22 protein-coding genes, 1 tRNA gene and 2 pseudogenes are annotated in these 23,860 nt (G+C 66.3%); 6 read left to right on the top strand and 19 right to left on the bottom strand.

The genetic code is table 11. From position 1 onward, the window contains the following. Window positions 1-66: 66 nt before the first annotated feature. The 8 genes from ACRQ5J_RS01380 to ACRQ5J_RS01345 are packed head-to-tail and all read right to left on the bottom strand — an operon-like array spanning window position 67 to window position 5,266. Window positions 67-666 (bottom strand): response regulator transcription factor, encoded by a 600-nt coding sequence (locus tag ACRQ5J_RS01380; RefSeq protein ID WP_432380810.1) that lies wholly within the window; start codon window positions 664-666, stop codon window positions 67-69. Beyond that, a complete protein-coding gene (locus ACRQ5J_RS01375; RefSeq protein WP_432380809.1) occupies window positions 663-1,796 on the bottom strand; it encodes a PAS domain S-box protein in 1,134 nt (377 codons plus the stop codon). Before ACRQ5J_RS01375 ends, ACRQ5J_RS01380 begins: the two co-directional genes overlap by 4 nt. A 6-nt stretch (window positions 1,797-1,802) precedes the next feature. Then, entirely contained in the window at window positions 1,803-2,315 is a 513-nt protein-coding gene (locus ACRQ5J_RS01370) for a peroxiredoxin family protein (protein ID WP_432380808.1), read from the bottom strand. Next, window positions 2,312-2,698 carry a BON domain-containing protein gene (locus tag ACRQ5J_RS01365; protein ID WP_432380807.1) on the bottom strand — a complete coding sequence of 129 codons (387 nt, stop codon included), beginning with the start codon at window positions 2,696-2,698 and terminating at the stop codon, window positions 2,312-2,314. Before ACRQ5J_RS01365 ends, ACRQ5J_RS01370 begins: the two co-directional genes overlap by 4 nt. 8 nt (window positions 2,699-2,706) lie before the next feature. Next, window positions 2,707-2,946: a hypothetical protein gene (locus tag ACRQ5J_RS01360; protein WP_432380806.1), complete on the bottom strand. Its 240-nt coding sequence runs from the start codon at window positions 2,944-2,946 to the stop codon at window positions 2,707-2,709. Window positions 2,947-2,967: 21 nt separating this feature from the next. Next, window positions 2,968-3,564 carry a phosphoheptose isomerase gene (locus ACRQ5J_RS01355; protein WP_432380805.1) on the bottom strand — a complete coding sequence of 199 codons (597 nt, stop codon included), beginning with the start codon at window positions 3,562-3,564 and terminating at the stop codon, window positions 2,968-2,970. A gap of 57 nt (window positions 3,565-3,621) precedes the next feature. Beyond that, on the bottom strand, window positions 3,622-3,972 hold the full coding sequence (locus tag ACRQ5J_RS01350; protein ID WP_432380804.1) for a YraN family protein: 351 nt from the start codon (window positions 3,970-3,972) through the stop codon (window positions 3,622-3,624). Window positions 3,973-3,979: 7 nt separating this feature from the next. Further along, the gene (locus tag ACRQ5J_RS01345) at window positions 3,980-5,266 is read right to left on the bottom strand and encodes a penicillin-binding protein activator (RefSeq protein WP_432380803.1); all 1,287 of its coding nucleotides are present in this window, start codon (window positions 5,264-5,266) and stop codon (window positions 3,980-3,982) included. A 141-nt stretch (window positions 5,267-5,407) separates the two neighbouring features. Between ACRQ5J_RS01345 and rsmI the strand changes: the two genes are divergently transcribed. Together rsmI and ACRQ5J_RS01335 are read left to right on the top strand one after the other, a co-directional pair. Beyond that, entirely contained in the window at window positions 5,408-6,310 is a 903-nt protein-coding gene (gene rsmI, locus ACRQ5J_RS01340; RefSeq protein ID WP_432380802.1) for a 16S rRNA (cytidine(1402)-2'-O)-methyltransferase, read from the top strand. A gap of 75 nt (window positions 6,311-6,385) precedes the next feature. Continuing rightward, window positions 6,386-6,462: transfer RNA gene (locus ACRQ5J_RS01335), tRNA-Pro, on the top strand. A gap of 200 nt (window positions 6,463-6,662) precedes the next feature. Here the strand turns inward: ACRQ5J_RS01335 and ACRQ5J_RS01330 are convergent. The 11 genes and pseudogenes from ACRQ5J_RS01330 to ACRQ5J_RS01280 all read right to left on the bottom strand — a co-directional run bounded on the left by ACRQ5J_RS01330 (window position 6,663) and on the right by ACRQ5J_RS01280 (window position 18,939). Further along, window positions 6,663-7,610, bottom strand: coding sequence for an IS481 family transposase (locus ACRQ5J_RS01330; protein WP_432380801.1), 948 nt, complete (start codon window positions 7,608-7,610; stop codon window positions 6,663-6,665). A 93-nt stretch (window positions 7,611-7,703) separates the two neighbouring features. Beyond that, the gene (locus ACRQ5J_RS01325; RefSeq protein WP_432380800.1) at window positions 7,704-8,615 is read right to left on the bottom strand and encodes a hydroxymethylglutaryl-CoA lyase; all 912 of its coding nucleotides are present in this window, start codon (window positions 8,613-8,615) and stop codon (window positions 7,704-7,706) included. Window position 8,616: 1 nt separating this feature from the next. Further along, window positions 8,617-9,549: a 2-hydroxyacid dehydrogenase gene (locus ACRQ5J_RS01320; RefSeq protein WP_432380799.1), complete on the bottom strand. Its 933-nt coding sequence runs from the start codon at window positions 9,547-9,549 to the stop codon at window positions 8,617-8,619. Between the two features lie 18 nt (window positions 9,550-9,567). Next, window positions 9,568-11,528 (bottom strand): annotated as a pseudogene (locus ACRQ5J_RS01315) (acetyl/propionyl/methylcrotonyl-CoA carboxylase subunit alpha). 102 nt (window positions 11,529-11,630) lie between these two features. Then, on the bottom strand, window positions 11,631-12,677 hold the full coding sequence (gene bioB / locus ACRQ5J_RS01310) for a biotin synthase BioB (protein ID WP_432380798.1): 1,047 nt from the start codon (window positions 12,675-12,677) through the stop codon (window positions 11,631-11,633). Between the two features lie 11 nt (window positions 12,678-12,688). Beyond that, on the bottom strand, window positions 12,689-13,465 hold the full coding sequence (gene bioD, locus ACRQ5J_RS01305) for a dethiobiotin synthase (RefSeq protein WP_432380797.1): 777 nt from the start codon (window positions 13,463-13,465) through the stop codon (window positions 12,689-12,691). Between the two features lies 1 nt (window position 13,466). Then, window positions 13,467-14,650: pseudogene (gene bioF / locus ACRQ5J_RS01300) on the bottom strand (8-amino-7-oxononanoate synthase). A gap of 2 nt (window positions 14,651-14,652) precedes the next feature. Then, entirely contained in the window at window positions 14,653-15,981 is a 1,329-nt protein-coding gene (gene bioA / locus ACRQ5J_RS01295; protein ID WP_432380796.1) for an adenosylmethionine--8-amino-7-oxononanoate transaminase, read from the bottom strand. Between the two features lie 94 nt (window positions 15,982-16,075). After that, window positions 16,076-16,864, bottom strand: coding sequence for an enoyl-CoA hydratase/isomerase family protein (locus ACRQ5J_RS01290; RefSeq protein ID WP_432380795.1), 789 nt, complete (start codon window positions 16,862-16,864; stop codon window positions 16,076-16,078). Between the two features lie 11 nt (window positions 16,865-16,875). After that, a complete protein-coding gene (locus ACRQ5J_RS01285) occupies window positions 16,876-18,483 on the bottom strand; it encodes a carboxyl transferase domain-containing protein (RefSeq protein WP_432380794.1) in 1,608 nt (535 codons plus the stop codon). 18 nt (window positions 18,484-18,501) lie between these two features. Beyond that, the gene (locus ACRQ5J_RS01280; protein ID WP_432380793.1) at window positions 18,502-18,939 is read right to left on the bottom strand and encodes a YchJ family protein; all 438 of its coding nucleotides are present in this window, start codon (window positions 18,937-18,939) and stop codon (window positions 18,502-18,504) included. Window positions 18,940-19,107: 168 nt separating this feature from the next. Between ACRQ5J_RS01280 and ACRQ5J_RS01275 the strand changes: the two genes are divergently transcribed. From ACRQ5J_RS01275 to ACRQ5J_RS01260, 4 genes are all read left to right on the top strand, one after another. After that, entirely contained in the window at window positions 19,108-19,848 is a 741-nt protein-coding gene (locus ACRQ5J_RS01275; protein ID WP_432380792.1) for a GntR family transcriptional regulator, read from the top strand. Window positions 19,849-19,853: 5 nt separating this feature from the next. After that, window positions 19,854-20,741 carry an N-acetylmuramic acid 6-phosphate etherase gene (locus ACRQ5J_RS01270; protein ID WP_432380791.1) on the top strand — a complete coding sequence of 296 codons (888 nt, stop codon included), beginning with the start codon at window positions 19,854-19,856 and terminating at the stop codon, window positions 20,739-20,741. A 116-nt stretch (window positions 20,742-20,857) separates the two neighbouring features. Next, window positions 20,858-22,135: an MFS transporter gene (locus ACRQ5J_RS01265; RefSeq protein WP_432380790.1), complete on the top strand. Its 1,278-nt coding sequence runs from the start codon at window positions 20,858-20,860 to the stop codon at window positions 22,133-22,135. A gap of 32 nt (window positions 22,136-22,167) precedes the next feature. Beyond that, window positions 22,168-23,859, top strand: a complete 1,692-nt coding sequence (locus ACRQ5J_RS01260) for a glycoside hydrolase family 10 protein (RefSeq protein WP_432380789.1) — start codon at window positions 22,168-22,170, stop codon at window positions 23,857-23,859. The last annotated feature ends 1 nt before the right edge of the window (window position 23,860 follow it).

The raw sequence follows: 23,860 nt of genomic DNA, 5'->3' as shown, positions 1-23,860 counted from the left end.
GGTGATGTCGATCACTGCTCGCAAGCGCCGGGCCAGCCGCCTGCCGCTTGTAGTGCTGGCCCTACATCAGAGTTGAATCAGCTTGTGCTGCACGGCGTACAGGGCGATGCCGACGTCGTTGCTGGTGCCGGTCTTCTCCAGGATGCGTGCACGATAAGTGCTCACGGTGTTGGAGCTGACGCCCAATTCCAGTGCAATCTGGCCGACGCTGCGGCCGGCGGCGATGGCTTCAAACACCTGGTACTCGCGCTGCGACAGCGTTTCATGCGGCAGCTTGGGCGTGCTGCCGGGAGCGAGCGACCCGCCGTTGGCGATCAGGCGGATAGCGGCCAGCAGTTCGTCGGCGTCCACGCTTTTATTCAGGTAGCCGGCCGCGCCCAGCTTGTGGCAGCGAAGCGCGTACTGCTTTTCCGGATAGGTGGACAGCATCAGCACCGGCAGGCGCGGCGCGCGGCGCCGCAGTTCGGCCAGCACTTCAAGGCCGTCCTGCAACGGCAGCGCGACGTCCAGCAGCACCATGTCGATGGCCTGGATGGCGGCCTGGCGCAGCGCTTCCGGGCCGTCGGCGCATTCGGCCGCCACTTCGATGTCGCCGGCGTCGGCGAGGATCTGTTTCAGGCCTTCGCGCACCACGCGGTGGTCGTCGCACAGCAGTACGCGGATCATGCGGCGGCCCTGCGCGGCATCGGCATGGTCAGGCGCACGCGCGTGCCGGCGCCATCGTCGCCACGGTCGATATCGAGCGCGCCGCCAAAGTGCAGCGCGCGCTCGCGCATGCCCATCACGCCATACGCGCTTTGGTCGCTCAGGCGCGCGGCCGGCGCGCCCACGCCGTTGTCCGCCACCTCCATTCGCAATTCGTGCGCCAGCAGGTGGATGCGGATGCGCACCGCGCTGGCGTCGGCGTGGCGCGCGACGTTGCTCAGCATCTCCTGGAAGATGCGGAATACGGCGGTGGCCTGCTGCGCCTCGGGCGCCGGTGCATCGGGTGCGGCCACAATGTCGGCATCGCAGGCGATTTCGGTGGCGTCGGCAAACTCCTGCAACTGCCATTCCAGCGCCGCCACCAGGCCCTGATGGTCAAGAATGCTGGGGCGCAGGTCGGTGATGATGCGGCCCACATCCTCCACCGCCGTTTCGATCAGCCGGTTCATGGTCCGGCACTTGTCGGCCACCGGTTCGCGGTCGCTGACGCGGCGGGCGATCCAGTTCACATCGAATTTCAGCGCCACCAGCAGGCTGCCCAGTTCATCGTGGATCTCGCGGGCGATGCGCTTGCGTTCCTGTTCGCGCACCGCTTCGGTGTGGGCCGACAGCTGGCGCAGTTGCAGCAGCGCCTGCGACAGTTCGGCGGTACGCTCGGCAACGCGCTGTTCCAGCTCCTGGCGCGCGCGCGCCAGCGCTTCCTCGGTCTGTTTGCGCTGCGTGATGTCGGTGAAGGTGATGACCGCGCCGCATACCTGGCCGTGGTCGATCACCGGGTGCGACGAATATTCGGCGTTGAAGCGGCTGCCGTCGGCGCGCCAGAACACTTCCTGGTCGTTGCGGCACGGGCGCCCGGTGCGGAAGGCCAGGAAGATCGGGCATTGCTGCTCTTCGTAGTGGCTGCCGTCGGGATGGGAATGGTGGATCAGGTCATGCATGTTCCGGCCCAGCACCTGCGCGGTGCTGTAGCCGAGGATCTCGGCGCCGGCGCGGTTGATGAAGGTGCAGCGGCCGTCGAGATCGACGCCGAACATGCCGTCGCCGGTCGATTCCAGCAACAGCGTCAGCTTGTCATGCCATGCGGCCTGCATGGCCGATCAGCTCTTCAGCGATGCTTCCAGCAGCTTGTGCAGCGCCGGGAAGTCCGGCTCGCCGAGGTAGCGCTTGAGGATTTTGCCATCCTTGCCGATGACGAAGGTGGTCGGCGTCATCGACACATTGCCGTAGGCCCTGGCGGCCGAGCCGTCGACGTCCAGCGCCACCTTGAACGGCAGCTGGCGCGTTTCGGTGTAGTTGATCACGTAGTCCGGGCGGTCGTAGCTCATCGCCACGGCGACAAACTCCAGGCCCTGCGGCTTGAACTTGTTGTAGGTGGCGACCATGTCCGGCATCTCCTTGATGCAGGTGGCGCAGTCGGTGGCCCAGAAGTTCACCATCACCACCTTGCCCTTCAGGCTCTCCGGCGTGATCTTGTCGCCCTTGATGCTGAGGAAGGTCAGCTCGGGCGCCACCTCGCGCTTGGAAACGGTGGCGTAGGCGCCGAAGCCGATGGCGGCGACCGCCACGGCGGCGATCACCGGCTTGATCCAGCCGCGCGAGGTGCTGCTCATTGATTGCCCGTGCTGTTGGCGGTGTTGGCGGGCTGCGGCTGGTAGGTCTTCCACTCTTCGTCCGAGATGTATTCGAACACCTTGACCACCTTGGTCACGCCGCTGACGCCACGGGCGATGTCGGCGCCGATCTGGCCTTCGCGCTGGGTCACGCGGCCCTGCAGGTAGACCACGCCGCGCTCGGTCACCACCTGGTAGGAGTTGGCCGAAATGTCCTTGGCGTCGACCAGGCTGGCCTTGACCTTGCCGGTGATGATGGTGTCGCTGGAGCGCGAGGTGTAGCTCGACGGGCCGGCGATTTCCAGCTCGTTGATGACGTCGATCACGCCTTCGATGCCGCGGATTTCGCGTTCGATCCGCGCTTTCATTTCCTCGTCGCGCACCTCGCCGGTCAGCAGCGCGCGGCGGTTGAAGCTGTTGATGTTGACGTGGGCGGCGCTGCCGCCACATTGTTGACCTTGATGCCGGCCTTGACTTCAATCGCCTTGTCTTCGGTTTGCGCGCCGAAGGTGCGGCGGTCGGAGGCGGCCAGCGTGCCGGAAATCGCCCCGCCCGCGACCAGCGCGACGCAGCCCGACAGGGATGCCAGCATGGCGCCGCACAGCACGCTCAGGGCCAGCGGACGTTGCACTTTTTCCAGATCGCGCTGGCATTACTCATTCACATCTCCTCCGAACAGGGCGACGTCGATGCCGTCGCAAATAGCATGGATGGTGACCAGGTGGACTTCCTGGATGCGGGCGGTGCGGTCGTGCGGCACGCAGATATGGACGTCGGCGTCGGTCAGCATCTTGCCGATGGCGCCGCCGCCCTTGCCGGTCAGCGCCACCACGCGCATCTCGCGTTCCAGCGCCGCCTCGATGGCCGCCATCACGTTGCCCGAGTTGCCCGAGGTCGAAAACGCCATCAGGATGTCGCCGGCCTGGCCGAAGGCCTGCACCTGCTTCGAGAAAATCTCGCGGTAGCTGTAGTCGTTGGCCACCGCCGTCAGGATCGAGGTGTCGGTGGTCAGCGCGATGGCTGGCAGCGGGAAGCGCTCGCGTTCGAAGCGCCCCACCAGTTCGGCAGCGAAGTGCTGCGAGTCGGCAGCCGAACCGCCGTTGCCGCAGACCAGAATCTTGTTGCCGTTGGACAGTGCCGTGAACATCATCTCGATCGCTTGCGCGATATGCGGCGCGAGGACGGTGGCGGACTGGATTTTAGTTTCGGCACTTTCGTGGAAGTGCGCCAGGATGCGTTGATTAGTCATAGTGTGCTGATTATAGTGCAGTCACCCGGCGGACCGGACAAGCGCTGTTAAAAATGCTTACATCTCCAGCGCATTTTGTATCCACGACAACTTTTCCGCGTCGATGGCGACCAGGTCGAAGCGGCACGGCGGCGGCAATGCATGGCGCAACAGATAATATTGCGCCGCGCGAAACAGGCGCTGCTGCTTGGCCGGCGTCACGCTGTGGACGGCGCCGCCGAAGCGCGCGCTGGCGCGCCGGCGCACTTCGACAAACACCAGCACCGGTCCTTCCTGCATGATCAGGTCGATTTCCCCGGACTTGCACAGGAAATTACGCTCGAGCAGCGTCAGGCCGTGGGCTTGCAGGTGGGCCAGGGCGCGGTCCTCGCCCTGCCGGCCCAGCCGCTGCTGTGGCGTGCGCCGCATCGCCTGCTCATGGGTTGAGCGGCTCGGGCGTGCCGTTTTTGTAGATCGCGGCCGGCTCGACCCGCTCGAAGCGCGCCGGGCCCTGGCCGAAATCCACGCTCAGGCGGCCGGTGACGCCGTCCAGCTGGAAGCGGCCGACCGGATGGCGGCCGATCTCGCGCGCCACGCGGAAGGCGTCGATGCCCAGCGCGTACAGGCGCGACAGGTCGGCGCTGCCGGCGCCGGCCTGCAGCGGACGCGGGTAGACCATCACCGCCGGGTGGTCGCGCTGGACCTGCCACGGCAGGTCCAGCAGGCGCACGCCTTCCAGGTCCTGGGTCGGGAAGCCGGCCTCGCGGCCCGGATTCAGCGCCGAGGTGCCGTAGAACGGCAGGCTGCTGAACTGTTCGCCGGGCGCGGCCGGCGGCGTCGGCGGCAGCGCGTCGGCGGTGCTGAAGGTCGGGTTGTCCGGCGCGCTGCTGACGGTGCTGCCGAGGGCGATGCGCAGCTGGCGCGTCTGGTCGGCGCCCATGGCCGAGAACAGCAGCGCCGGCAGGTTCTGGCGCAGGCCGGCGCGCAGCTGCACCAGTTCCGGATCGCTGAGATAGCTGTCGGGCGCGCTCAGCTCGACGGTACGGACCGGCCGGCCCAGGCGTTGCCATTCGGCCGCGAAGGCGTTGGCCACGCGGCGCTGCCACGGCGAGCTGGTGGTGATGACCACGGCGGCGCCGTCCGGCTGCTCGCTGGCGGCCCACTGCGCCGCCTGGCGCGCCTCTTCCTCGATCGACAGGCCGATGGCCACCATCGGCTGCGGCAGCGGCGGCGTGCCCGGCTGGCCGTAGCCTTCCGGATAGTTGAGCGCGATGGTCGGCTTGCTCAGCAGCGGGCTGGCCGCCACCGTCGCCACGGCCGAGCGCGACAGCGGGCCGACCACGATGTCCTCACTTTGCAGCGCGCGCGCGTAGACCGCCAGGATGTCCTGCGGCACGTCGCCGGTTTCCAGCACGGTGACGGTGATGTTGCTGCGGTCGCGCTCCCAGGCGGCCATGAAGCCGGCGCGCACCGCGTCGGCGGCGCCGCCCAGCGTTTCCGACTGCAGCGGCAGCAGCAGGCCGATGCGGATCGGCGCGCTGGACGGCTGGCCGTAGTCGCCGCCGGCGCGGGTGATGGCGGGCGGCTCGGCGCGCGCGTCTGGCTGGCCGCGGCTGTCGTCGACATCGCCGCTGGCGCCGGGCAGCGCGATGGCGAAGGTTTCCGCCGCCGGCAGCGGCGGCTCAGGCGGCGGCTTGGGCAGCGGTGGTGGCGGCGGCTGCACCGGCGGCGGTGGCGGGCTTGTGTTTGCCGCCTGGGGCGAGCACAATCCCCCGGCGCGTTGCAAAACGGCGTGCTGCACGCACTTAAAACTGCGGCGGCCACGCACAGCAGCGTCAACTTCACACTTTTCATCCTACCCCCAATGAGCGATCTTGAATCCAGTTCCATAGCCAGTTTGCCCGTGCTGGGCGAAATGGCGCATCAGACCTATCCTAGCGCAACCTTGTACGTCGTGGCGACCCCCATAGGCAATGTCACCGATATTAGCCTGCGCGCGCTGCATGTTTTGAGCTTGGTCAATGCTGTGGCATGCGAGGACACGCGCAACACGGCGACGCTGATGGGACGCTTCGGCCTGCACAAGCCGCTGATTGCCGCGCATCAGCACAATGAGCGCGAGGCCGCTGAAATGTTGATTTCCCGTCTACAGGCGGGCGAGCGCATCGCGCTGGTGTCGGACGCCGGCACGCCGGCCGTGTCGGACCCGGGCGCGCGGATTGTCGACGCGGTGCGGGCCGCCGGCCTGCGCGTGCTGCCGCTGCCGGGGGCGTCGGCGGCAGTGACAGCCTTGTCGGCCAGCGGACTGGTGAACGATCAGTTTTACTTTGTGGGTTTTCTGCCGGCCAAGGCCAAGCAGCGCGAGAACTTCCTCGGCACCTTGCGCGCGGTGACCGCCACCATGGTGTTCTACGAGGCGCCGCACCGGATCCTCGACTGCGCCGGTGCGCTGGCGGCCGCTTTCGAGCCGACCCGGCAGGTGGTGTTCGCGCGCGAACTGACCAAGATGTTCGAAGAAATCCACCGCTGCCCGCTGTCCGAGGCGGCAGCGTGGATCAAGGCCGACGGCCACCGCGAAAAAGGCGAGTTCGTCGTGCTGCTGGAGGGCGCCGCCGCGGCCGACGATGAAAACGACGCCGAGGCCGACCGCATTTTGCAGATTCTGCTGGCCGAACTGCCCGTCAAACAGGCAGCCGGCCTGGCCGCGCAGATCACCGGCCGCAAGAAAAACGCGCTGTACGAGCGCGCGCTGGCGCTGAAAGGCTGATTTTGCGCATTAATTGCAGCGCAACGCAGGTTGCACTTGACGAGCTACCGGCTTCCCGGTATTATCTTGCTTCTTCGGAGTGTAGCGCAGCCCGGTAGCGCATCTGGTTTGGGACCAGAGGGTCCAAGGTTCGAATCCTTGTACTCCGACCAAAATCTAAAAACCCTGTCTGATGGCAACGTCAGACAGGGTTTTTTCCTATTCGCGCCCGATTTTGCCGCGTTCGTCGCACGCGCCGTTGCCGCGCTGCGCCGCCGGTAGATGGCTGTTATGCATGCGGCGCCTTTCTACCTCCAGTCCGCCCCTGTCGGGCACGACCGCAGGCCATGGGTCCCCGCCTTCGCGGGGACGACTAGCTGTGGAGTTGCAAGAGGTTCTTGCGTGAAGACTTGAGTCTGGACATTGGCGCCACCCCACCGATTCCTTGATGAGGGCGGTGCCAGTTGTAGTGGTGTTGCCATTCATTGAGCATGGCAGCGCGCTCAGTCGAATGGTGATAAGCAAAGCCGTAGGCCCACTCGCGTAAGGCAGATTGTATGAAACGCTCGGCTTTGCCGTTTGTTTGCGGACGATAGGGCCGGGTGCGGCGATGTTTGATACCAAGTGCCAAGCATCCATCGCGAAAAGCCCTGGCCACGAACGGCGAGCCATTGTCGGTTAGCACGGCGCGAGACGTAATTCCCAAGCTTCTGAAATATGCGATAGCGTTGCGCAAAAAATTCGCAGAACTTCGCCCTGTCTCATCAGGATGGATTTCGGTAAAGGCCACCCGTGCATGGTCGTCAATGGCGACGTAAAGTACCTCCCATCCCGCATTTGTAGCACCGCTACGATCCCCTGTGACCCGATGGCCCATTTTCTCAATACGCCCGAGCTTCTTGGTGTCGAAGTGCAGCAAGTCGCCAGGATTGGCGTGTTCATAGCGTTGTACAGGCTCGACCGGATCGATATCGCTTAGAAGCGACAAACCTGCACGTTTGCGAACACGGCTGACGGTCGCTTTCGAGACTAGTACATATGTGGCGATCCGCGCCTGGGTCATGCGCTTCTTGCGCAATTCCACGATGGTCAGCGCTTTGTTCGCATCAATGGATCTCGGACTTACCTGCGGCCGAGAAGATCGATCTAACAATCCGCCATCTCCTTCAGCCAAAAACCGCCTCACCCATTTGCGCACAGTCTGCGCACTCACTCCATAGTGAGCCGCCGCTTGCTCAGCTGGAATTCTGCTCTGTAACACGTTTTGCACCATTTCGACTCGACGTACGAAGGTCAATCGGGCATTCTTATGGATGTTCATTCGGCTGGTCTCCTTGAGAACTGGGGGTTTGGCGATTTCCAGTGTCTCAAATCCAGTCCGAATGAACCACAATAACCTATTGAAGCATCACAACTAGCCGGCGCGCTTGGCGGCGATGGCGTTGCCGGCGCGGCTGGCGCCTTTGCGGCCGAGGAATTGCGAAATGAACTGCCCCGCATCGACCACGATGTCGAGATCGATGCCGGTGTCGATGCCGAGTCCCTGCATCAGGTACAGCACGTCCTCAGTGGCGACGTTGCCGGTCGCGCCCTTCGCATACGGGCAGCCGCCCAGGCCCGACACCGACGAGTGGTAAATCGAAATGCCCAGTTCCAGGCTGGCGTAGATGTTCGCCAGCGCCTGGCCATACGTATCGTGGAAGTGGCCCGACAGACCATCGACGCGGAAGGCGCCGATGGCGCGCTCCATCACCGCCTGCGTCTTGCGCGGCGTGGCCACGCCGATGGTGTCGGCGATGTCGATTTCATCGCAACCGAGGTCGCGCATGCGGCCCACCACGTCGGCCACCGCGTCCAGCGGCACCTCGCCCTGGTATGGGCAGCCGAAGGCGCAGCTGATGCTGCCGCGCAGGCGGATGCCGTGTTCCTTGGCCGCCCTGGCCACGCCCTCGAAGCGGGCGATCGATTCGGCGATCGAGCAGTTGATGTTCTTTTGCGAGAAGGCCTCCGAGGCGGAACCGAAGATCACCACTTCGTCCGCGCGCGCCGCCAGCGCCGCTTCAAAACCCTGCATGTTCGGCGTCAGCGCGGAGTAGAGCACGCCCGGCTTGCGCTCGATGGCGGCCATCACCTCGGCGCTGGTGGCCATCTGCGGCACCCATTTCGGCGAGACGAAGGCGGCGGCCTCAATGTTCCGGAAGCCGGCCGCCGTCAGGCGGTTCACCAGTTCGACCTTGATCCCCGCCGGGACGTTTTCCTTTTCGTTCTGCAGGCCGTCGCGCGGGCCGACTTCGACGATCTTGACTTGTTTCGGCAAGCTGCTCATTTCAATATCCCAGTGTGCGGTTGACGATGCCGGCGACCTGCTCGCCCGCTTCGGTGCGGCGCAGTTTGTCGGCGATCTGCTGCACGCTCTCGCGGCGCAAGGTCAGCGCGGAGATGTGCGGCGTGATGGTGATGCGCGGCTCCTGCCAGAACGGATGCTGCGCCGGCAAGGGTTCGTTGCGGAACACGTCCAGCGTGGCGGCGGCGATGTGGCCGGACTTGATCAGCGCGAGCAGGTCCGGCTCCGCGATGTGCGCGCCGCGCGCGACATTGACGACGTAGGCGCCGGCCGGCAGCTTGCACATATTGGTGCGGTCCATGATGTTGCTGGTTTCGGCCGTCAATGGCAGCATGCAGACCAGCACGCGGCTGCCGCGCAGGAAGGTGTCCAGCCCGTCGGCGCCGGTGAAGGTCTGCACCCCTGGCACGCTCTTTTCGGTGCGGCTCCACGCGCGCAGCGGGAAGCCGAACGGCGCCAGCGCCTCCAGCACGCGCGTGCCCAGCACGCCCATGCCGAGTATGCCGACCGCGAAATCCTCCTTGTTATATTGCGGCAGCGGCGCCCACTTGCCGGCCCGTGCCTGCGCTTCGTATTCGTCGAAGCGGCGGAAGTAGCGCAGCACCGCGTGCGTGACGTATTCGGCCATCTGCACCGCCATGCCGGCATCTTCCAGGCGGATGATGGGGGTGTGGGCCGGCAGCGCGTCGCCGAACTTGAGCAACGCGTCGACGCCGGCGCCGGTGACGAAGATGGCCTTGACGGTGGCCAGCTCCGGCAGCATCGCCTCCGGCGGCGACCAGACGACCGCGTAATCGCAGGCCTGGCACTTTTCACCGGCGTGCCAGATTTCGATTTCCGCTGCGGGCAGGAACTTGGCGAAGTCCTTGATCCATGGCTCGGTTTTGCCGTCCGCGCGGTGGAGCAGTATGCGCATGTGGTTCTCCTGGTTCTGCTATGCCGCCGCCCTGAAGGCCAGCAGCGGGGCGCCATCCGCAACCTGGTCGCCGACGTTGTAGAGGATGTCGTCAACGGTGCCGTCGTGCGGGGCGGCGATGGTGTGTTCCATTTTCATGGCTTCCATGATCACCAGCGCCGCGCCCTTCTTCACCTCCTGGCCTTTGCTGGCGAGGACGGCGACGACCTTGCCCGGCATCGGCGCGGTGAGGCGGCCGCCTTCCGCTTCGGCGTCGCCAGCGTGGGCCATCGGGTCGTTCCAGGCCAGCTGGTAGTGCGCGCCGTTGGTGAAGACGTGGAAGGTATCGCCGTCGCGCAGCACGGCGCCGCGGCTGGCCTGGCCGCCAAGCGGCAGGCTGTCGCCGCCCACGCTGAAGCGGCGCCCCCGGGCCCGTAGGTGACGCTGGCGTCGTAGGTGGTGTGCTCGTCGGCGAAGGCGAGCTCGCGGGTATAGGTTTGGTTCATGCGCCAGCCGCTCGTTTGCGCCCACGGATCGGCGGCCGCGGTGCGCTCGCCGCCAAGCAGCGCGTCCGCTGCCAGCGCGAGGGCGGCTGCGGGCGCGGGTTGCGCGGGCGGGAACAGCGTGTCGTGATGGCGCTCGATCAGGCCCGTATCCAGATCGGCGCTGGCGAAGGGCCGCCCCTCGACGAGACGCTTGAGGAAGGCGATGTTGGTGCTCAGGCCAACGATGTGGTACTGCTCCAGCGCCTGCGCCATGCGGGCCAGCGCCTGCTCGCGGTCCGCGCCCCAGACGATCAGCTTGGCGATCATCGGATCGTAGAACGGTGAAATCGCGTCGCCAGCGCGCACGCCCGAGTCGATCCGCACCGCCGCCGGCGCGCCCGCGACTCCACCCAGCTCGAACGAGACGGCGGCCGGCGTGTCGAGATGGCGCAGCGTGCCGATCGACGGCAGGAAGCCCTTTTCCGGATTCTCGGCGTAGATGCGCGCCTCGATCGCGTGGCCGTTGATCGCCAGTTCATGCTGCTGCTTCGGCAGCGGCTCGCCGGCCGCCACGCGCAGCTGCCACTCCACCAGATCGGTCCCGGTAATCATCTCCGTGACCGGATGCTCGACCTGCAGGCGGGTGTTCATCTCCATGAAATAGAAGGTGCCATCCTGATTGGCGATGAACTCCACCGTGCCGGCGCCGACATAGCCGACGGCGCGCGCGGCGGCGACGGCGGCTTCACCCATGGCGGCGCGGCGCTGGTCCGTCATGCCCGGCGCCGGCGCTTCCTCCAGCACCTTCTGGTGGCGCCGCTGCACCGAGCAGTCCCGCTCGAACAGATAGATGCAGTTGCCGAAGGTGTCGGCAAACACCTGGATTTCAATGTGGCGCGGCCGCTGGAGGTATTTCTCCGCCAGCACCTTGTCGTCGCCAAAGGAACTGATCGCCTCGCGCTTGCACGACGCCAGCGCGTCCTTGAACTGCGCCGCGCTCTCCACCACGCGCATGCCCTTGCCGCCGCCGCCGGCCGAAGCCTTCAGCAGCACCGGGTAGCCGATGCGGTCCGCCTCGCCGTTGAGGAAGTCGGCGTCCTGCCGCTCGCCGTGATAGCCCGGCACCAGCGGCACGTTGGCCTTCTCCATCAGCTGCTTGGCGGCCGACTTGGAGCCCATGGCGCGCATGGCCGATGCCGGCGGGCCAATGAATACAAGGCCCGCTGCCGCGCAGGCGTCGGCGAAATCGGCGTTTTCCGACAGGAAGCCATAGCCGGGATGGATGGCTTGCGCGCCGCTGGCCTTGGCGGCGGCGATGATCTTGTCGCCGCAAAGGTAGCTTTCCTTGGCGGCGGCAGGGCCGATGGCCACCGCCTCGTCGCAGACGGCGACATGCCTGGCGTTGGCGTCGGCGTCGGAATACACGGCGACAGTCTTGATGCCCATGCGGCGCGCGGTGGCGGCCACACGGCAGGCAATTTCACCACGATTGGCGATCAGAATTTTGGTAAACATCGTCTCTCTCTTTGCGGCTTGATTTTGTAATTTGCCGGAAGTTTTTTGTCATCGCGATGCGTCGTTCCCGCGCAGGCGCGCGGGAGTGACGGTGTGGTCAGCTCAACAGCCGCAGCTCTCCTTCTGTACCGACTCCAGCACCGCGCCGCGGGTGCGCAGGCCCAGCTTCTCCAGCAGCGCGCGGTCGTCGTTGGCTTCCGGGTTATCGGTGGTCAGCAGCTTGTCGCCGTAGAAGATCGAATTGGCGCCGGCCATGAAGCACATCGCCTGAATCGCCTCGCCCAGCTCGCGGCGGCCGGCCGACAAGCGCACGCGCGCCTTCGGCATGGTGATGCGCGCCACGGCGATGGTGCGCACGAATTCAAACGGGTCGAGCGGATCGAGGCCGTGCAGCGGCGTGCCTTCCACCTGCACCAGGTGGTTGATCGGCACCGATTCCGGATACGGATTCAGATTGGCCAGCTGCGCGATCAGGCCGGCGCGCTGGTCGCGCGTCTCACCCATGCCGACGATGCCGCCGCAGCAGATTTTCAAACCGGCTTCGCGCACGTGGCCCAGCGTGTCCAGGCGATCCTGGTACTGGCGGGTCGAAATCACGTTGTCATAGAACTCCGGCGCCGTGTCCAGATTATGGTTGTAGTAGTCCAGGCCCGCGTCCTTCAGGCGCTGCGCCTGGTGCTCTTCCAGCATGCCCAGCGTGGCGCAGGTTTCCAGGCCCAGCGCCTTCACCGAGCGCACCATCTGTTCAACCTTGTCCATGTCGCGGTCTTTCGGGCTGCGCCAGGCGGCGCCCATGCAGAAGCGGGTGGCGCCGTTGTCCTTGGCCTGCCTGGCCGCGTCCAGCACGGTGTCGATGTCGAGGATCTTCTTGGCTTCGACGCCGGTGTCGTAGCGCGCCGCTTGCGGGCAGTAGCCGCAATCCTCCTCGCAGCCGCCGGTTTTAATCGACAGCAGCGTCGCCAGTTCGACGTCGCCGTCCGGGAAGTTGGCGCGGTGGACCTGCTGCGCCTGGTACATCAGGTCATTGAACGGCAGCGCGAACAGCGCCAGCACTTCTTCGCGCGGCCAGGTGGCGGCGGCCGGCTGGATCGGCGCGGTCGGGCGGTGCAGGGAAACGACTTTCGGTTCCTGGAGGGTAGTTTCAGACATCTGTTTTCCTTTTAAATTGCATTCGGCAGCGGCCAGTTCGGCAGCTGCGTAAAATCGATATATGCCGCCGCCGCTGCGGCGGTCGGCTGTGCCAGGCGCGGCACGCGGCCGAGCAACGGCGCCGGGATGCGCTGCGCCAGCGCCGCCACGTTGTCATCGGCGAAGGCCATGTCGGCCTGGGTTTCATTGGCAACCCAGCCCACCAGCTTCAGGCCGCGCGAGCGGATCGCCTCCACCGTCAGCAGCGCGTGGCTGATGCAGCCGAGGCGCAGGCCGACCACCAGCACCACCGGCAGCGCCAGCTGCTCGGCCAGGTCGGCGGTGTCGAATTCGTCGTTCAGCGGCACCATGAAGCCGCCCACGCCCTCCACCACCACCGCGTCCGACGCGGCGTTGATTTCCACGTAGGCCGCCAGGATCGGCACCGGCGAAATGGTGACCCCTTCCAGCGCGGCGGCGATGTGCGGCGCCGCCGGTTCCTTCAGCAGGAACGGCGTGGTGATCGACGGCAGCAGGTGCACATTGCCGGCGGCGGCCAGCCGGTCGCAATCGTCGTTGTGCCATTTGCCGTCTTCCCCGAGTTCGGTGCCGGCGGCCACCGGCTTCATGCCGCAGGCGCGCACGCCGGTTTCCACCAGCGCGTGCAGCATGGCGGCGGAAATCAGCGTTTTGCCGATTTCGGTGTCGGTGCCGGTGACGAAGCAGTTAAAGCGCGGCGGCATGCCGCTGGCCGCCGCCGTCGGTTCGGTTTGTGGCGCGACTGCCAACACGGGATCGTCCAAGCTCATCTCAAGTCCTTTCCAATGCATTGAGCGCTGCGGTTAAAGTTGCTACTTCCGCGCTGGTGTGGCCGGCCGACAGCGTGACGCGCAGCCGCGCGGTGCCCGGCGCCACGGTCGGCGGACGGATGGCGCCGACCCACAGCCCCTGCTGGTAGAGGGCGGCGCCGGCGCGCATGGTTTCGCCATTATCGCCGATCAGGATGGGCTGGATCGCCGTCTTCGACGGCAGGCGCCGCCAGCGCTCCAGGCGCAGGCCATCGTCTAATTGTGCCACCAATGCCTGCAAGTGTGCGCGCCGTGTGGCGCCTTCGCCGCCTTCCAGCAGGTCGAGGCTGGCCAGCAGCGCATGCGCCAGCGCCGGCGGCGCGGCGGTGGTGAAAATATACGGGCGCGATTTCTGGATCAGCGTTTCGATCACCGTCTCATGCGCGGCGACGAAAGCGCCGCCCACGCCGGCCGCCTTGCCGAAGGTGCCCATATAGACCAGATAAGGAGAGCGCAGCTTGAAGTGTTGCAGCGCCCCGTGGCCCTGATCGCCCAGCGTGCCGAAGCCGTGGGCGTCGTCCACCACCAGCCAGGCATTGTGCTGCTCGCACAGCGCCAGCAGTTGCGGCAGCGGCGCCAGGTTGCCATCCATGCTGAACACGCTGTCGGTGACTACCACCTTGGTAGCGGCGTTGCTGGCCTTGAGCAGCGCTGCCAGCGCCGGCAGGTCGGCATGCGGGTAGACATGGGCCCTGGCGCGCGACAGGCGCACGCCGTCGATCAGCGAGGCGTGGTTGAGCGCCTCGGAAAAATCTCGGCGTCGCGGTCATGCGCGGTCAGGCCGGTGATGACGGCCAGGTTGGCCATGTAGCCGGTGCAGAAACTGATGGCGCGCGGCGCCTCCAGGTGGTCGCCGACGAATTGCGCCAGCCGCTCCTCCAGCCGGGCGTGGGCGCGGCCATGGCCGCTGATCAGGTGCGAGGCGCCGCTGCCAGCGCCGTAGATCGCCGCGCCCTCTTGCAGCGCCAGCTTGATCTTGCCGTGGTTGGCCAGGCCGAGGTAGTCGTTGCTGCAGAAGGCCAGCAGTTCGCGGCCGTCGACGGTGACGCGCGGCCCGCACGGCGTCTCCACCGTGCGGCGCTTGCGGATCAGCTGCCGCTCGTCCAGCGCTTGCAGCTGCTGGCGGAGTTGGTTCAGCAGTTCCATCGTCAGCCCGCCATGACCTGGTTGAACACGGCCAGCGTGTTGGCGGCCAGGCCGTCGATTTCCTCATCGCTGAGGATATACGGCGGCATCATGTAGACGGTGGCGCCGATGGGGCGCATCAGCAGTTCGTGCTCGGTGGCGGTGGCAAAGAAGCGGCGCGCGAAGTCCTTCGGCGCCCCGACGGCGTCGAAGGCCCAGATCATGCCGCGCTGGCGGAAGTGGCGCACTTGTTCGTGCTGCGCCAGCGGTTGCAGGGCCCGGGTCAGGCGTTCGGCTTTGGCGCGGTTGGCGTTGAGCACATCGTCTTCCTCGAAGATTTGCAGCGTCGCCAGGGCGGCGCGGCAGGCCAGCGGGTTGCCGGTGTACGAGTGCGAATGCAGGAAGCCGCGCGTAACGTCGCTGCTGTAAAAGGCCTGGTAGATGTCGTCGCGCGTCATCACCAGCGACAGCGGCAGATAGCCGCCGCTGATGCCTTTCGACAGGCACAGGAAGTCCGGCCACACGCCGGCCTGCTCGCAGGCGAAGAAGGTGCCGGTGCGGCCGCAGCCGACGGCGATTTCGTCGAGGATCAGGTGCACCTTGTGCTGGTCGCACAGCGCGCGCACCAGTTGCAGGTACAGCGGATCGTGCATCGCCATGCCGGTGGCGCATTGCACCAGCGGTTCGATGATGATGGCGGCGATCTGGTCGCCGCGCTGGATGAACAGGCGCTCGACATCGGCGGCGGCGCGGCGCGCCACGTCCTGCGCCGTTTCGCCTTGCGCGGCGGCGCGCGCGTCGGGCGACATCACGGTCTGCGAGGCGCGCAGCAGCGGGCCGTAGGCGTCCTTGAACAGGGCGACGTCGGTGACGGCCAGCGCGCCGATGGTTTCGCCGTGGTAGCTGCCTTTGAGGCAGACGAATTCCTGCTTGCCGGCGTGGCCGTTGTTGCGCCACGAGTGGAAGCTCATTTTCAGTGCGATTTCAACGGCCGATGCGCCGTCGCTGGCGTAGAAGCTGTGGCCCAGCACATGGCCGGTGAGCGCCGACAGCTTCTCCGACAGTTCGATCACCGGCTCGTGCGTGAAGCCGGCCAGCATGGCGTGTTCCAGCGTGTCCAGCTGGTCTTTCAGCGCGGCGTTGATGCGCGGGTTGGCGTGGCCGAACAGGTTCACCCACCAGGAGCTGATCGCGTCCAGGTAGCGGCGGCCTTCATGGTCGTACAGCCATGCGCCCTTGCCCCGGCTGACGGGGATCAGGGGAATGGTTTCGTGATGCTGCATCTGGGTGCAGGGATGCCATACGCTGCGCAGGCTGCGTGCTACCCAGTCGCTTTGTTTATTCAATTCCAAAATTGCTCCTATGTCGTCGTCCCCGCGCAGGCGGGGATCCATGCTGAGTATGCGCTGACACTCGGCATGGGTCCCCGCCTGCGCGGGGCGACGGTTAACTATTCAGCCACGCGGGCTTGCGCTTCTCAAGGAAGGAAGCCACGCCTTCGCGCCCCTCGCCGGAGGCGCGGATTTGCGCGATGCGTTCGGCCGTATCGGCCAGCAGCGCATCGCTCACCGCCTGCCCGCTCACCTCGCGCACCAGCACCTTGGCCTGCTGCACGGCGTACGGGCTGTTGTTGACCAGCGCCTTCACTATCTCCGCCACTTTGGCATCGAGTGCATCGGCGCCGACCACTTCATGCGCGAAGCCGATGCGCAGCGCTTCCCGCGCGCCGAAGCGCTCGGCGCTCAGGAAGTAGCGGCGCGCGGCCTGCTCGCCCATGGCCTTGATCACGTACGGCGAAATCGTCGCCGGAATCAGGCCGAGTTTCACCTCGCTCAGGCAAAAGCTGGCCTCCTCCACCGCGACGACGATGTCGCACGCTGCCACCAGGCCCATGCCGCCGGCGTAGCAATCGCCCTGCACCCTGGCCACCACCGGCTTGGGGCAGAGGTAAATCGCGCGCAGCATCCCGGCCAGCTGCAGCGCGTCGGCGTGGTTTTCGGCGTGCGTGTAGCCCGCCATTTTCTTCATCCAGTTCAGGTCCGCGCCGGCGCAGAAGGCCGGGCCGTTGGCCGCCAGCACAATCGCGCGCAGGGCGGCATCATCGCCGAGTTCACTGAAGGCGCGCTTAATTTCGGCGATGGCGGTTTCGTTGAAGGCGTTGCGCACGTCCGGGCGGTTCAGCGTGACGGTGGCGACATGCGCTTCGCGCGTGATGGTCAGCGTGGTATAGCTCATCTGATCGCTCCTTACATGCGGAAGACGCCGAACCTGGTGTCTTCGATTTCCGCATTCAGCGCGGCCGACAGGCCCAGGCCGAGCACCATGCGGGTATCGGCCGGATCGATGACGCCGTCGTCCCACAGGCGCGCGGTGGCGTAGTACGGGTGGCCCTGGTGCTCGTACTGCTCCTTGATCGGCTGCTTGAACGCGGCCTCCTCGTCGGCCGACCAGGCGCCGCCCCTGGCCTCGATGCCGTCGCGCTTGACGGTCGCCAGCACCGACGCCGCCTGGTCGCCGCCCATCACCGAAATGCGCGCGTTGGGCCACATCCACATGAAGCGCGGCGAGAACGCGCGGCCGCACATGCCGTAGTTGCCGGCGCCGAAGCTGCCGCCGATGATGACGGTGAACTTGGGCACCCTGGCCGTGGCCACCGCCGTCACCATCTTGGCGCCGTTGCGGGCGATGCCTTCGTTCTCGTACTTGCGGCCGACCATGAAGCCGGTGATATTCTGCAGGAACACCAGCGGGATCTTGCGCTGCGCGCACAGCTCGATGAAGTGCGCGCCTTTCAGCGCCGACTCGGAGAACAGGATGCCGTTGTTGGCGATGATGCCGACCTTGATGCCGAAGATATGCGCGAAGCCGCACACCAGCGTGGTGCCGTAGCGCGCCTTGAACTCATCGAACTCGCTGCCGTCGACGATGCGGGCGATCACCTCGCGCACATCGAAGGGCTTGCGGGTATCGACCGGGATCACGCCATACAGCTCGGCGGCCGCATGCAGCGGCTCCACCGGCTCGCGCAACGCGCCCTGCCGCGGCTTGGTGCGGTTCAGATTCGAGACGATGGTGCGGGCCAGCGACAGCGCGTGCAGGTCGTTCTGCGCCAGATGGTCGGCCACGCCGGACAGGCGGGTGTGCACATCGCCGCCGCCGAGGTCCTCGGCCGTCACCACCTCGCCGGTGGCGGCCTTCACCAGCGGCGGGCCGCCGAGGAAGATGGTGCCCTGCTCCTTGACGATGATCGACTCGTCGCTCATCGCCGGCACATAGGCGCCGCCGGCGGTGCAGGAACCCATCACCACCGCGATCTGCGGGATGCCCTTGGCCGACAGGTTGGCCTGGTTGTAGAAGATGCGGCCGAAGTGGTCGCGGTCCGGGAACACCTCATCCTGGTTCGGCAGGTTGGCGCCGCCCGAATCGACCAGGTAAATGCACGGCAGCCTGTTCTGGTCGGCGATTTCCTGCGCGCGCAGGTGTTTTTTCACCGTCATCGGATAATAAGTGCCGCCCTTGACGGTGGCGTCATTGCAGACGATCACGCACTCCTGCCCGGCCACGCGGCCGATGCCGGTGATGATGCCGGCGGCCGGCGCCGCATCGTCGTACATGCCGTAGGCCGCCATCTGCGACAGTTCGAGGAAGGGCGTGCCGGGATCGAGCAGCATCTGCACGCGGTCGCGCGGCAGCAGCTTGCCGCGCGCCACGTGCCTGGCCGACGCCGCCTCGCCGCCGCCCTCGGCGATCCGGGCGATCTTGTCGCGCAAGTCGTCGACGACGGCCTGCATGGCGGCGGCGTTGGCCTTGAACTCCTCGCTGCGAGGATTGAGCTTGCTTTCGATGTGCGGCATGGTGTTTCCTTTGTCGGTCTATTCTGGAAAACTACCGTCAACGTAAAACCAGCGCAGGTCTCCTGTTTCTGCCGGTTCGCGGACAAAGTTGCTGATCTCGTGCAGGCGCTGGGCCCGGCCATTGATCTTGAACCGGGCGACGAATTCCACCGTGTCCCTGGCCGGGTCGGCTTCATCCGCTTTACGTTGACGTAAACGTAAAGCGGATTTTACCTCAAGTCCCAGCCATTGCACCTTTTCCTCGTCGCTCATGATCGGCTCGGCGGGGCGGGTGCTGGCGTGCCAGGTGGCCAGCAGGTAAGGCTCGTTGCGCTGGCCGTAGGCGGTATAGCGCGAGCGCATCAGCGCCTCGGCGGTCGGCGCGATGGCGGAACCGTCGATGTACGGGCCGCAGCAGGTGGCAAGCGCGGGGCCGCCGCAGGGGCAGCCGGCGGGCGCGGTGGACTTCTTGGACATGGTCTGGAACAGTCTGGGCTGGTGGTGCAAACCCCGCATTATCCGCCAAACCGGCGGTTTCGCCGCGTCCGGCGTTACGCTAGATGTAGAAATATTGTTGATTCCCATCGCATCCGGCGCACACCGTTTTCCGCATCGCTATTACACTAGAGGCGTGAGGAGAATCGAATGAGCCAGACCAGTTTTGAATTCAAGGCGGATGCCAACGACAGTTCGCCGTTGTACATGCAAATTGCCCGCAAGTTGAGCGATGATGTGCTCAATGGCCGCTATCAGGTGGATCAGGCGCTGCCGTCCGAACGGACCCTGTCGGAGCTGTTAAACGTTTCCCGGGTGACCGCGCGCAAGGCCATCGACCAGCTGGTGGACCAGGGGCTGGTGGTGCGCCGGCGCGGTTCGGGCAACTATATCGCGCCGCGCATCGAGCAGCCGCTGTCCAACCTCACCAGTTTCTCGGAGCAATTACAGCAGCGCGGCCACATTCCCGGCTCGCGCTGGCTGAAGCGGGCGATCGTCACGCCGACGCCGGAAGAACAGCTGAGCCTGGGCCTGTCGCCGTACTCCAAGGTGGCGCGGCTGGAGCGGCTGCGCCCGGCCGACGACGTGGTGATGGCGTATGAGGTGTCGGTGTTGCCGCAGACGGTGCTGAACGACCCTAACGCGGTCGGCAACTCGCTGTACCAGTACCTGGAAGGCATCAACAAGGCGCCGGCGCGGGCCTTGCAGCACATCCGCGCGATGAACGCCTCGGCCGATCTGGCCGCGCAGCTGGGCGTGCCCGAGGGGCAGGCGCTGCTGTACATCACGCGCATCGCCTACCTCGACACCGGCGAGGCGATGGAGCTGACGCACTCGTATTGCCATAGTGACCACTACGACTTTGTCGCGGAGATGCGCCGCGCCACCTGACCGCCATGCTCAAGACCGAGACGCCGAGTACGCAGCATCCGCAGCTGGACCTCTACCCGGTGGAGGACCTGGTCGCGGCATTGCTTGACGACCAGGCGCAGGCGGCGCAGGCCGTCAAGGCGGCCTCGGCAGCCATGGCGGCGGCGGTGGACGCGATGACCGCGCGCATCGCCGCCGGCGGACGGCTGATCTACGTCGGCGCCGGCACCTCGGGCAGGCTGGGCGCGCTCGACAGCGCCGAACTGCCGCCGACGTTTTCGTGGCCGTCGGCGCGCGCGCTGGCGCTGCTGGCTGGCGGCCGGGGCGCGATGTTCGCGGCGGTCGAAGGCGCCGAGGACGACCGCGACCGCGGCGCCGCCGATCTGCGGCTGCTGTGTCCGGGCCACAACGACGTGCTCCTGCTCATTGCCGCGTCCGGCTCCACGCCCTACGTGCTGGGCGCCTTGCAGGCGGGGCGGGCGGTCGGCGCGCTCACGATCGGCATCGCCAACAATGGCGGCACGCCGCTGCTGGGCGGCGCCGACATCGGCATCTGCCTCGACACCGGGCCGGAAGTGATCTCCGGCAGCACGCGGCTGAAAGCCGGCACCGCGCAGAAAATCGCGCTCAACACGTTATCGAGCGCGCTGATGGTGCGGCTGCACAAAGTCTACGGCAACCTGATGGTCGACCTGCGCGCCAGCAACGCCAAGCTGGCGGAGCGCGCCATCCGGCTCACGATGCACGCCACCGGCGCCGACGCCGGCGCGGCCCGCGGCGCGCTCGAAGCCTGCCAGTACCAGGTCAAAACCGCCATCCTCATGCTACTGAACCAGCAAACCGCCAGCGCCGCCCAAGCCCTGCTCGACCGCCACACCGGCAACCTCCGCACCGCAATCCGGGGTCAGGTCTGACATTCGCACACGGGCTCAACTGCGCAGCAGTTGAGCCCGTGTGCGAATGTCAGACCTGACCCCGGGGCGGTTGCGTTATGGGAGAGGTGTGGGTATGGTGGCTGCCTTGAGCTTTTATGCAGAAAGGTTGTATGGTGCAGCAGCGTAATCCCTGGGCGTGGGTGCCGAGCGTGTCTTTCAGCCAGGGCGTGCCGTATGTGGCGGTGATGATGCTGTCCACCGTGATGTATAAGAACCTCGGCATTTCCAACGCCGATCTGGCGTTCTATACCGCGTGGCTGTACCTGCCGTGGGTGGTGAAGCCGCTGTGGTCGCCCATCGTGGAGATGTTCGGCACCAAGCGCCGCTGGACCGTGCTGATGCAGCTGGTCGGCGGCGCCGGCCTGGCGGCCGTGGCGCTGACCCTGCACGTGCCCGATTTCTTCCGCTGGACGCTGGTGATTTTCTGGCTGATGGCGTTCAGCTCGGCCACCCATGATATCGCTTCCGATGGTTTCTATATGCTGGGCCTGCCCACGCAGCGGCAGCAGGCCGCCTTTGTCGGCGTCCGCAGCGCGTTTTATAAGCTGGCCATGATCGGCGGCCAGGGCGGCCTGGTTTATCTTGCCGGCGAATTGATCCAGTCCACCGGCGACCCGGCCCAGGCCTGGTCGCTGGTGTTCGCGCTGATGGCGGCCGGCTTCCTGGCGCTGTGCGCGTGGCATCAGCTGATGTTGCCGCGCCCTTCGCAGGATCATGCCCATAGCGCCGGCGGCGCGCTGTGGCAGGATTTTGTGCAGACCTTTGCCAGTTTTTTCCGCAAGAAAGATATCGTCGCCACGCTGGCCTTTTTGCTGCTGTATCGCCTCGGCGAGGCGCAGCTGCTGAAGATGGCGGCGCCGTTCCTGCTCGATCCGCGCGCTAAAGGCGGACTGGGCTTGAGTACCTCGGATTTCGGCCTGGTCTACGGCACCATCGGCGTGTGCGCGCTGGTGGTCGGCGGCATCGCCGGCGGCGTGGTGGTGTCGCGCTTCGGCCTCAAGCGCGCGCTGATGCCGATGGTGGTCATCATGCACGTGCCGGACCTGGTGTTTGTCTACCTGGCAACGGCGCTGCCGGACGACCTGGTGCTGATCGCGGCCTGCCTTGCCGTCGAGCAGTTCGGCTACGGTTTCGGCTTTGCCGCCTTTATGCTGTACATGGTGATGGTGGCCGACGGCGCGCATAAAACCGCCCACTACGCGCTGTGCACCGGCTTCATGGCGCTGGGCATGATGCTGCCGGGAATGGTCAGCGGCTGGGTGCAGCAGCAGCTTGGTTATCAGCACTTTTTCATCTGGGCATGTATTTCCACGCTGCCGGCGTTTTATATGGCCGCCAGGGTGCGGATTCCTGCTGAATTTGGTCAGAAATAGCCATTACAATACGTCCTCTACTGATTCGGAGAGTGGTTTTGGTTTTTAATGCGAAGAAGCGGCTGACCTTGTCGGCTGGCGTGGCGGCTGGTGTGGCGGCGCTGCTTGAGGGATGTTCCAGTACGCCGACCGCGCCCGGTCCGGAAGCCGGCCCGACGCCGCCATCGCCGCGGCCGCCGGAGCCGTCGGCGCGGCCAGCGCCGGGCGGCCCGGTCACGGCCACGTTCGATCCGCGCATGCCGCCGCCGGCGCCGCGCGAATTCCGCGCGGCCTGGGTGTCGACCGTGGCCAACATCGATTGGCCGAGCCGCAGCAACCTGTCCACCGCCAGGCAGCAGGCCGAAGCCCTCGCCATTCTCGACCGCGCCAAGGCGCTCAACCTGAACGCCATCGTGCTGCAGGTGCGCCCGAGCGCCGATGCGATTTATCCGTCGGCGCTGGAGCCGTGGTCGGAATTCCTCACCGGCCAGCAGGGCCGCGCGCCGGCGCAGCCGTGGGACCCGCTGCAATTCTGGATCGAGCAGGCGCACGCGCGCGGCATGGAGCTGCACGCGTGGTTCAATCCCTATCGCGCGCGCCATGCGACGGCCAAGACGCCGCTGGCCGCCAACCATATCGGCCGCCGGCAGCCGGACCTGGTCAAGTCCTACGGCCGCTACCTGTGGATGGACCCGGGCGAGGCCGCCGCCTCGCGGCATACGCTGGAGGTGGTGCTGGACGTGGTGCGCCGCTATGACATCGATGGCGTGCATATCGACGATTACTTCTATCCGTATCCGATCGATACGCCGAACGCGGCCGGCCCGGAGGGCGTGGCGCTGGACGGCGGCGTCGGCGGCGCGCGGCAGGAGCTGGAGTTCCCGGACCAGCCGTCGTGGCAGCGCTACCTGCTGGAAGGCGGCACGCTGGACCGTCCGCACTGGCGCCGCCAGAACGTCAATGCGCTGATCGAGGCGATGTACAAGGGCATCCGCAAGGAGAAGTCGTGGGTGCGCTTCGGCATCAGCCCGTTCGGCATCGGCCGCCCGGATCGCCGCCCGGCCGGCATCATCGGCTTCAGCCAGTACGACAAGCTGTATGCGGACGCCGAACTATGGCTGCAAAACGGCTGGCTCGATTACCTGGCGCCGCAGTTGTATTGGCCGGTGGCGCAGGCGCCGCAGGCCTTCGATGTGCTGCTCGATTACTGGCTGGCGCAGAACACGCGCGCGCGCCATGTGTGGCCCGGCCTGTACACCAGCCGCATCGACAACAGCGCCAAGGCTTTCGGGCCGGAGGAAATCGTCAAGCAGATCGCCGTGACGCGCAGCCGCGGCGGCGTACGCGGCCACCTGCACTTCTCGATCGCGCCGCTGATGCAGAACCGCAAAGGCGTCACCGATCAATTGAAAGCGCAGTCTTATCAGACCGCCGCGCTGACGCCAGCCACGCCGTGGCTCGGTTCCGACGCGCCGGCGGCGCCGCAAGCGTCCGCGCGGCGCGAGAGCAACGGCGTGGCGCTGAAGCTGTCCGCCAGCGCCGGCAAGGCGCCGTCGCATTACGCCATCTGGTCGCGCTACGGTAACGAGTGGCGCTTTGCCGTGGCGCCGGCCTCGCGCCCGGTGCTGCTGCTGGCCGACGACGCGGCCGGCGGCGCGTCGCAGGCGGTGGTGGTCAGCGCGGTCGACCGGCTGGGCAACGAGAGTGAGCGCATTCACGTCTACAACGGCAACGCGCGGAGCTGAT

It is taken from the genome of Duganella sp. P38 (assembly GCF_050859475.1).
In the GTDB taxonomy this organism is placed as follows: domain Bacteria; phylum Pseudomonadota; class Gammaproteobacteria; order Burkholderiales; family Burkholderiaceae_D; genus Rugamonas.
Note: the sequence above shows the minus strand (reverse complement) of the source record. Positions and strands in the feature narration are given on the sequence as shown.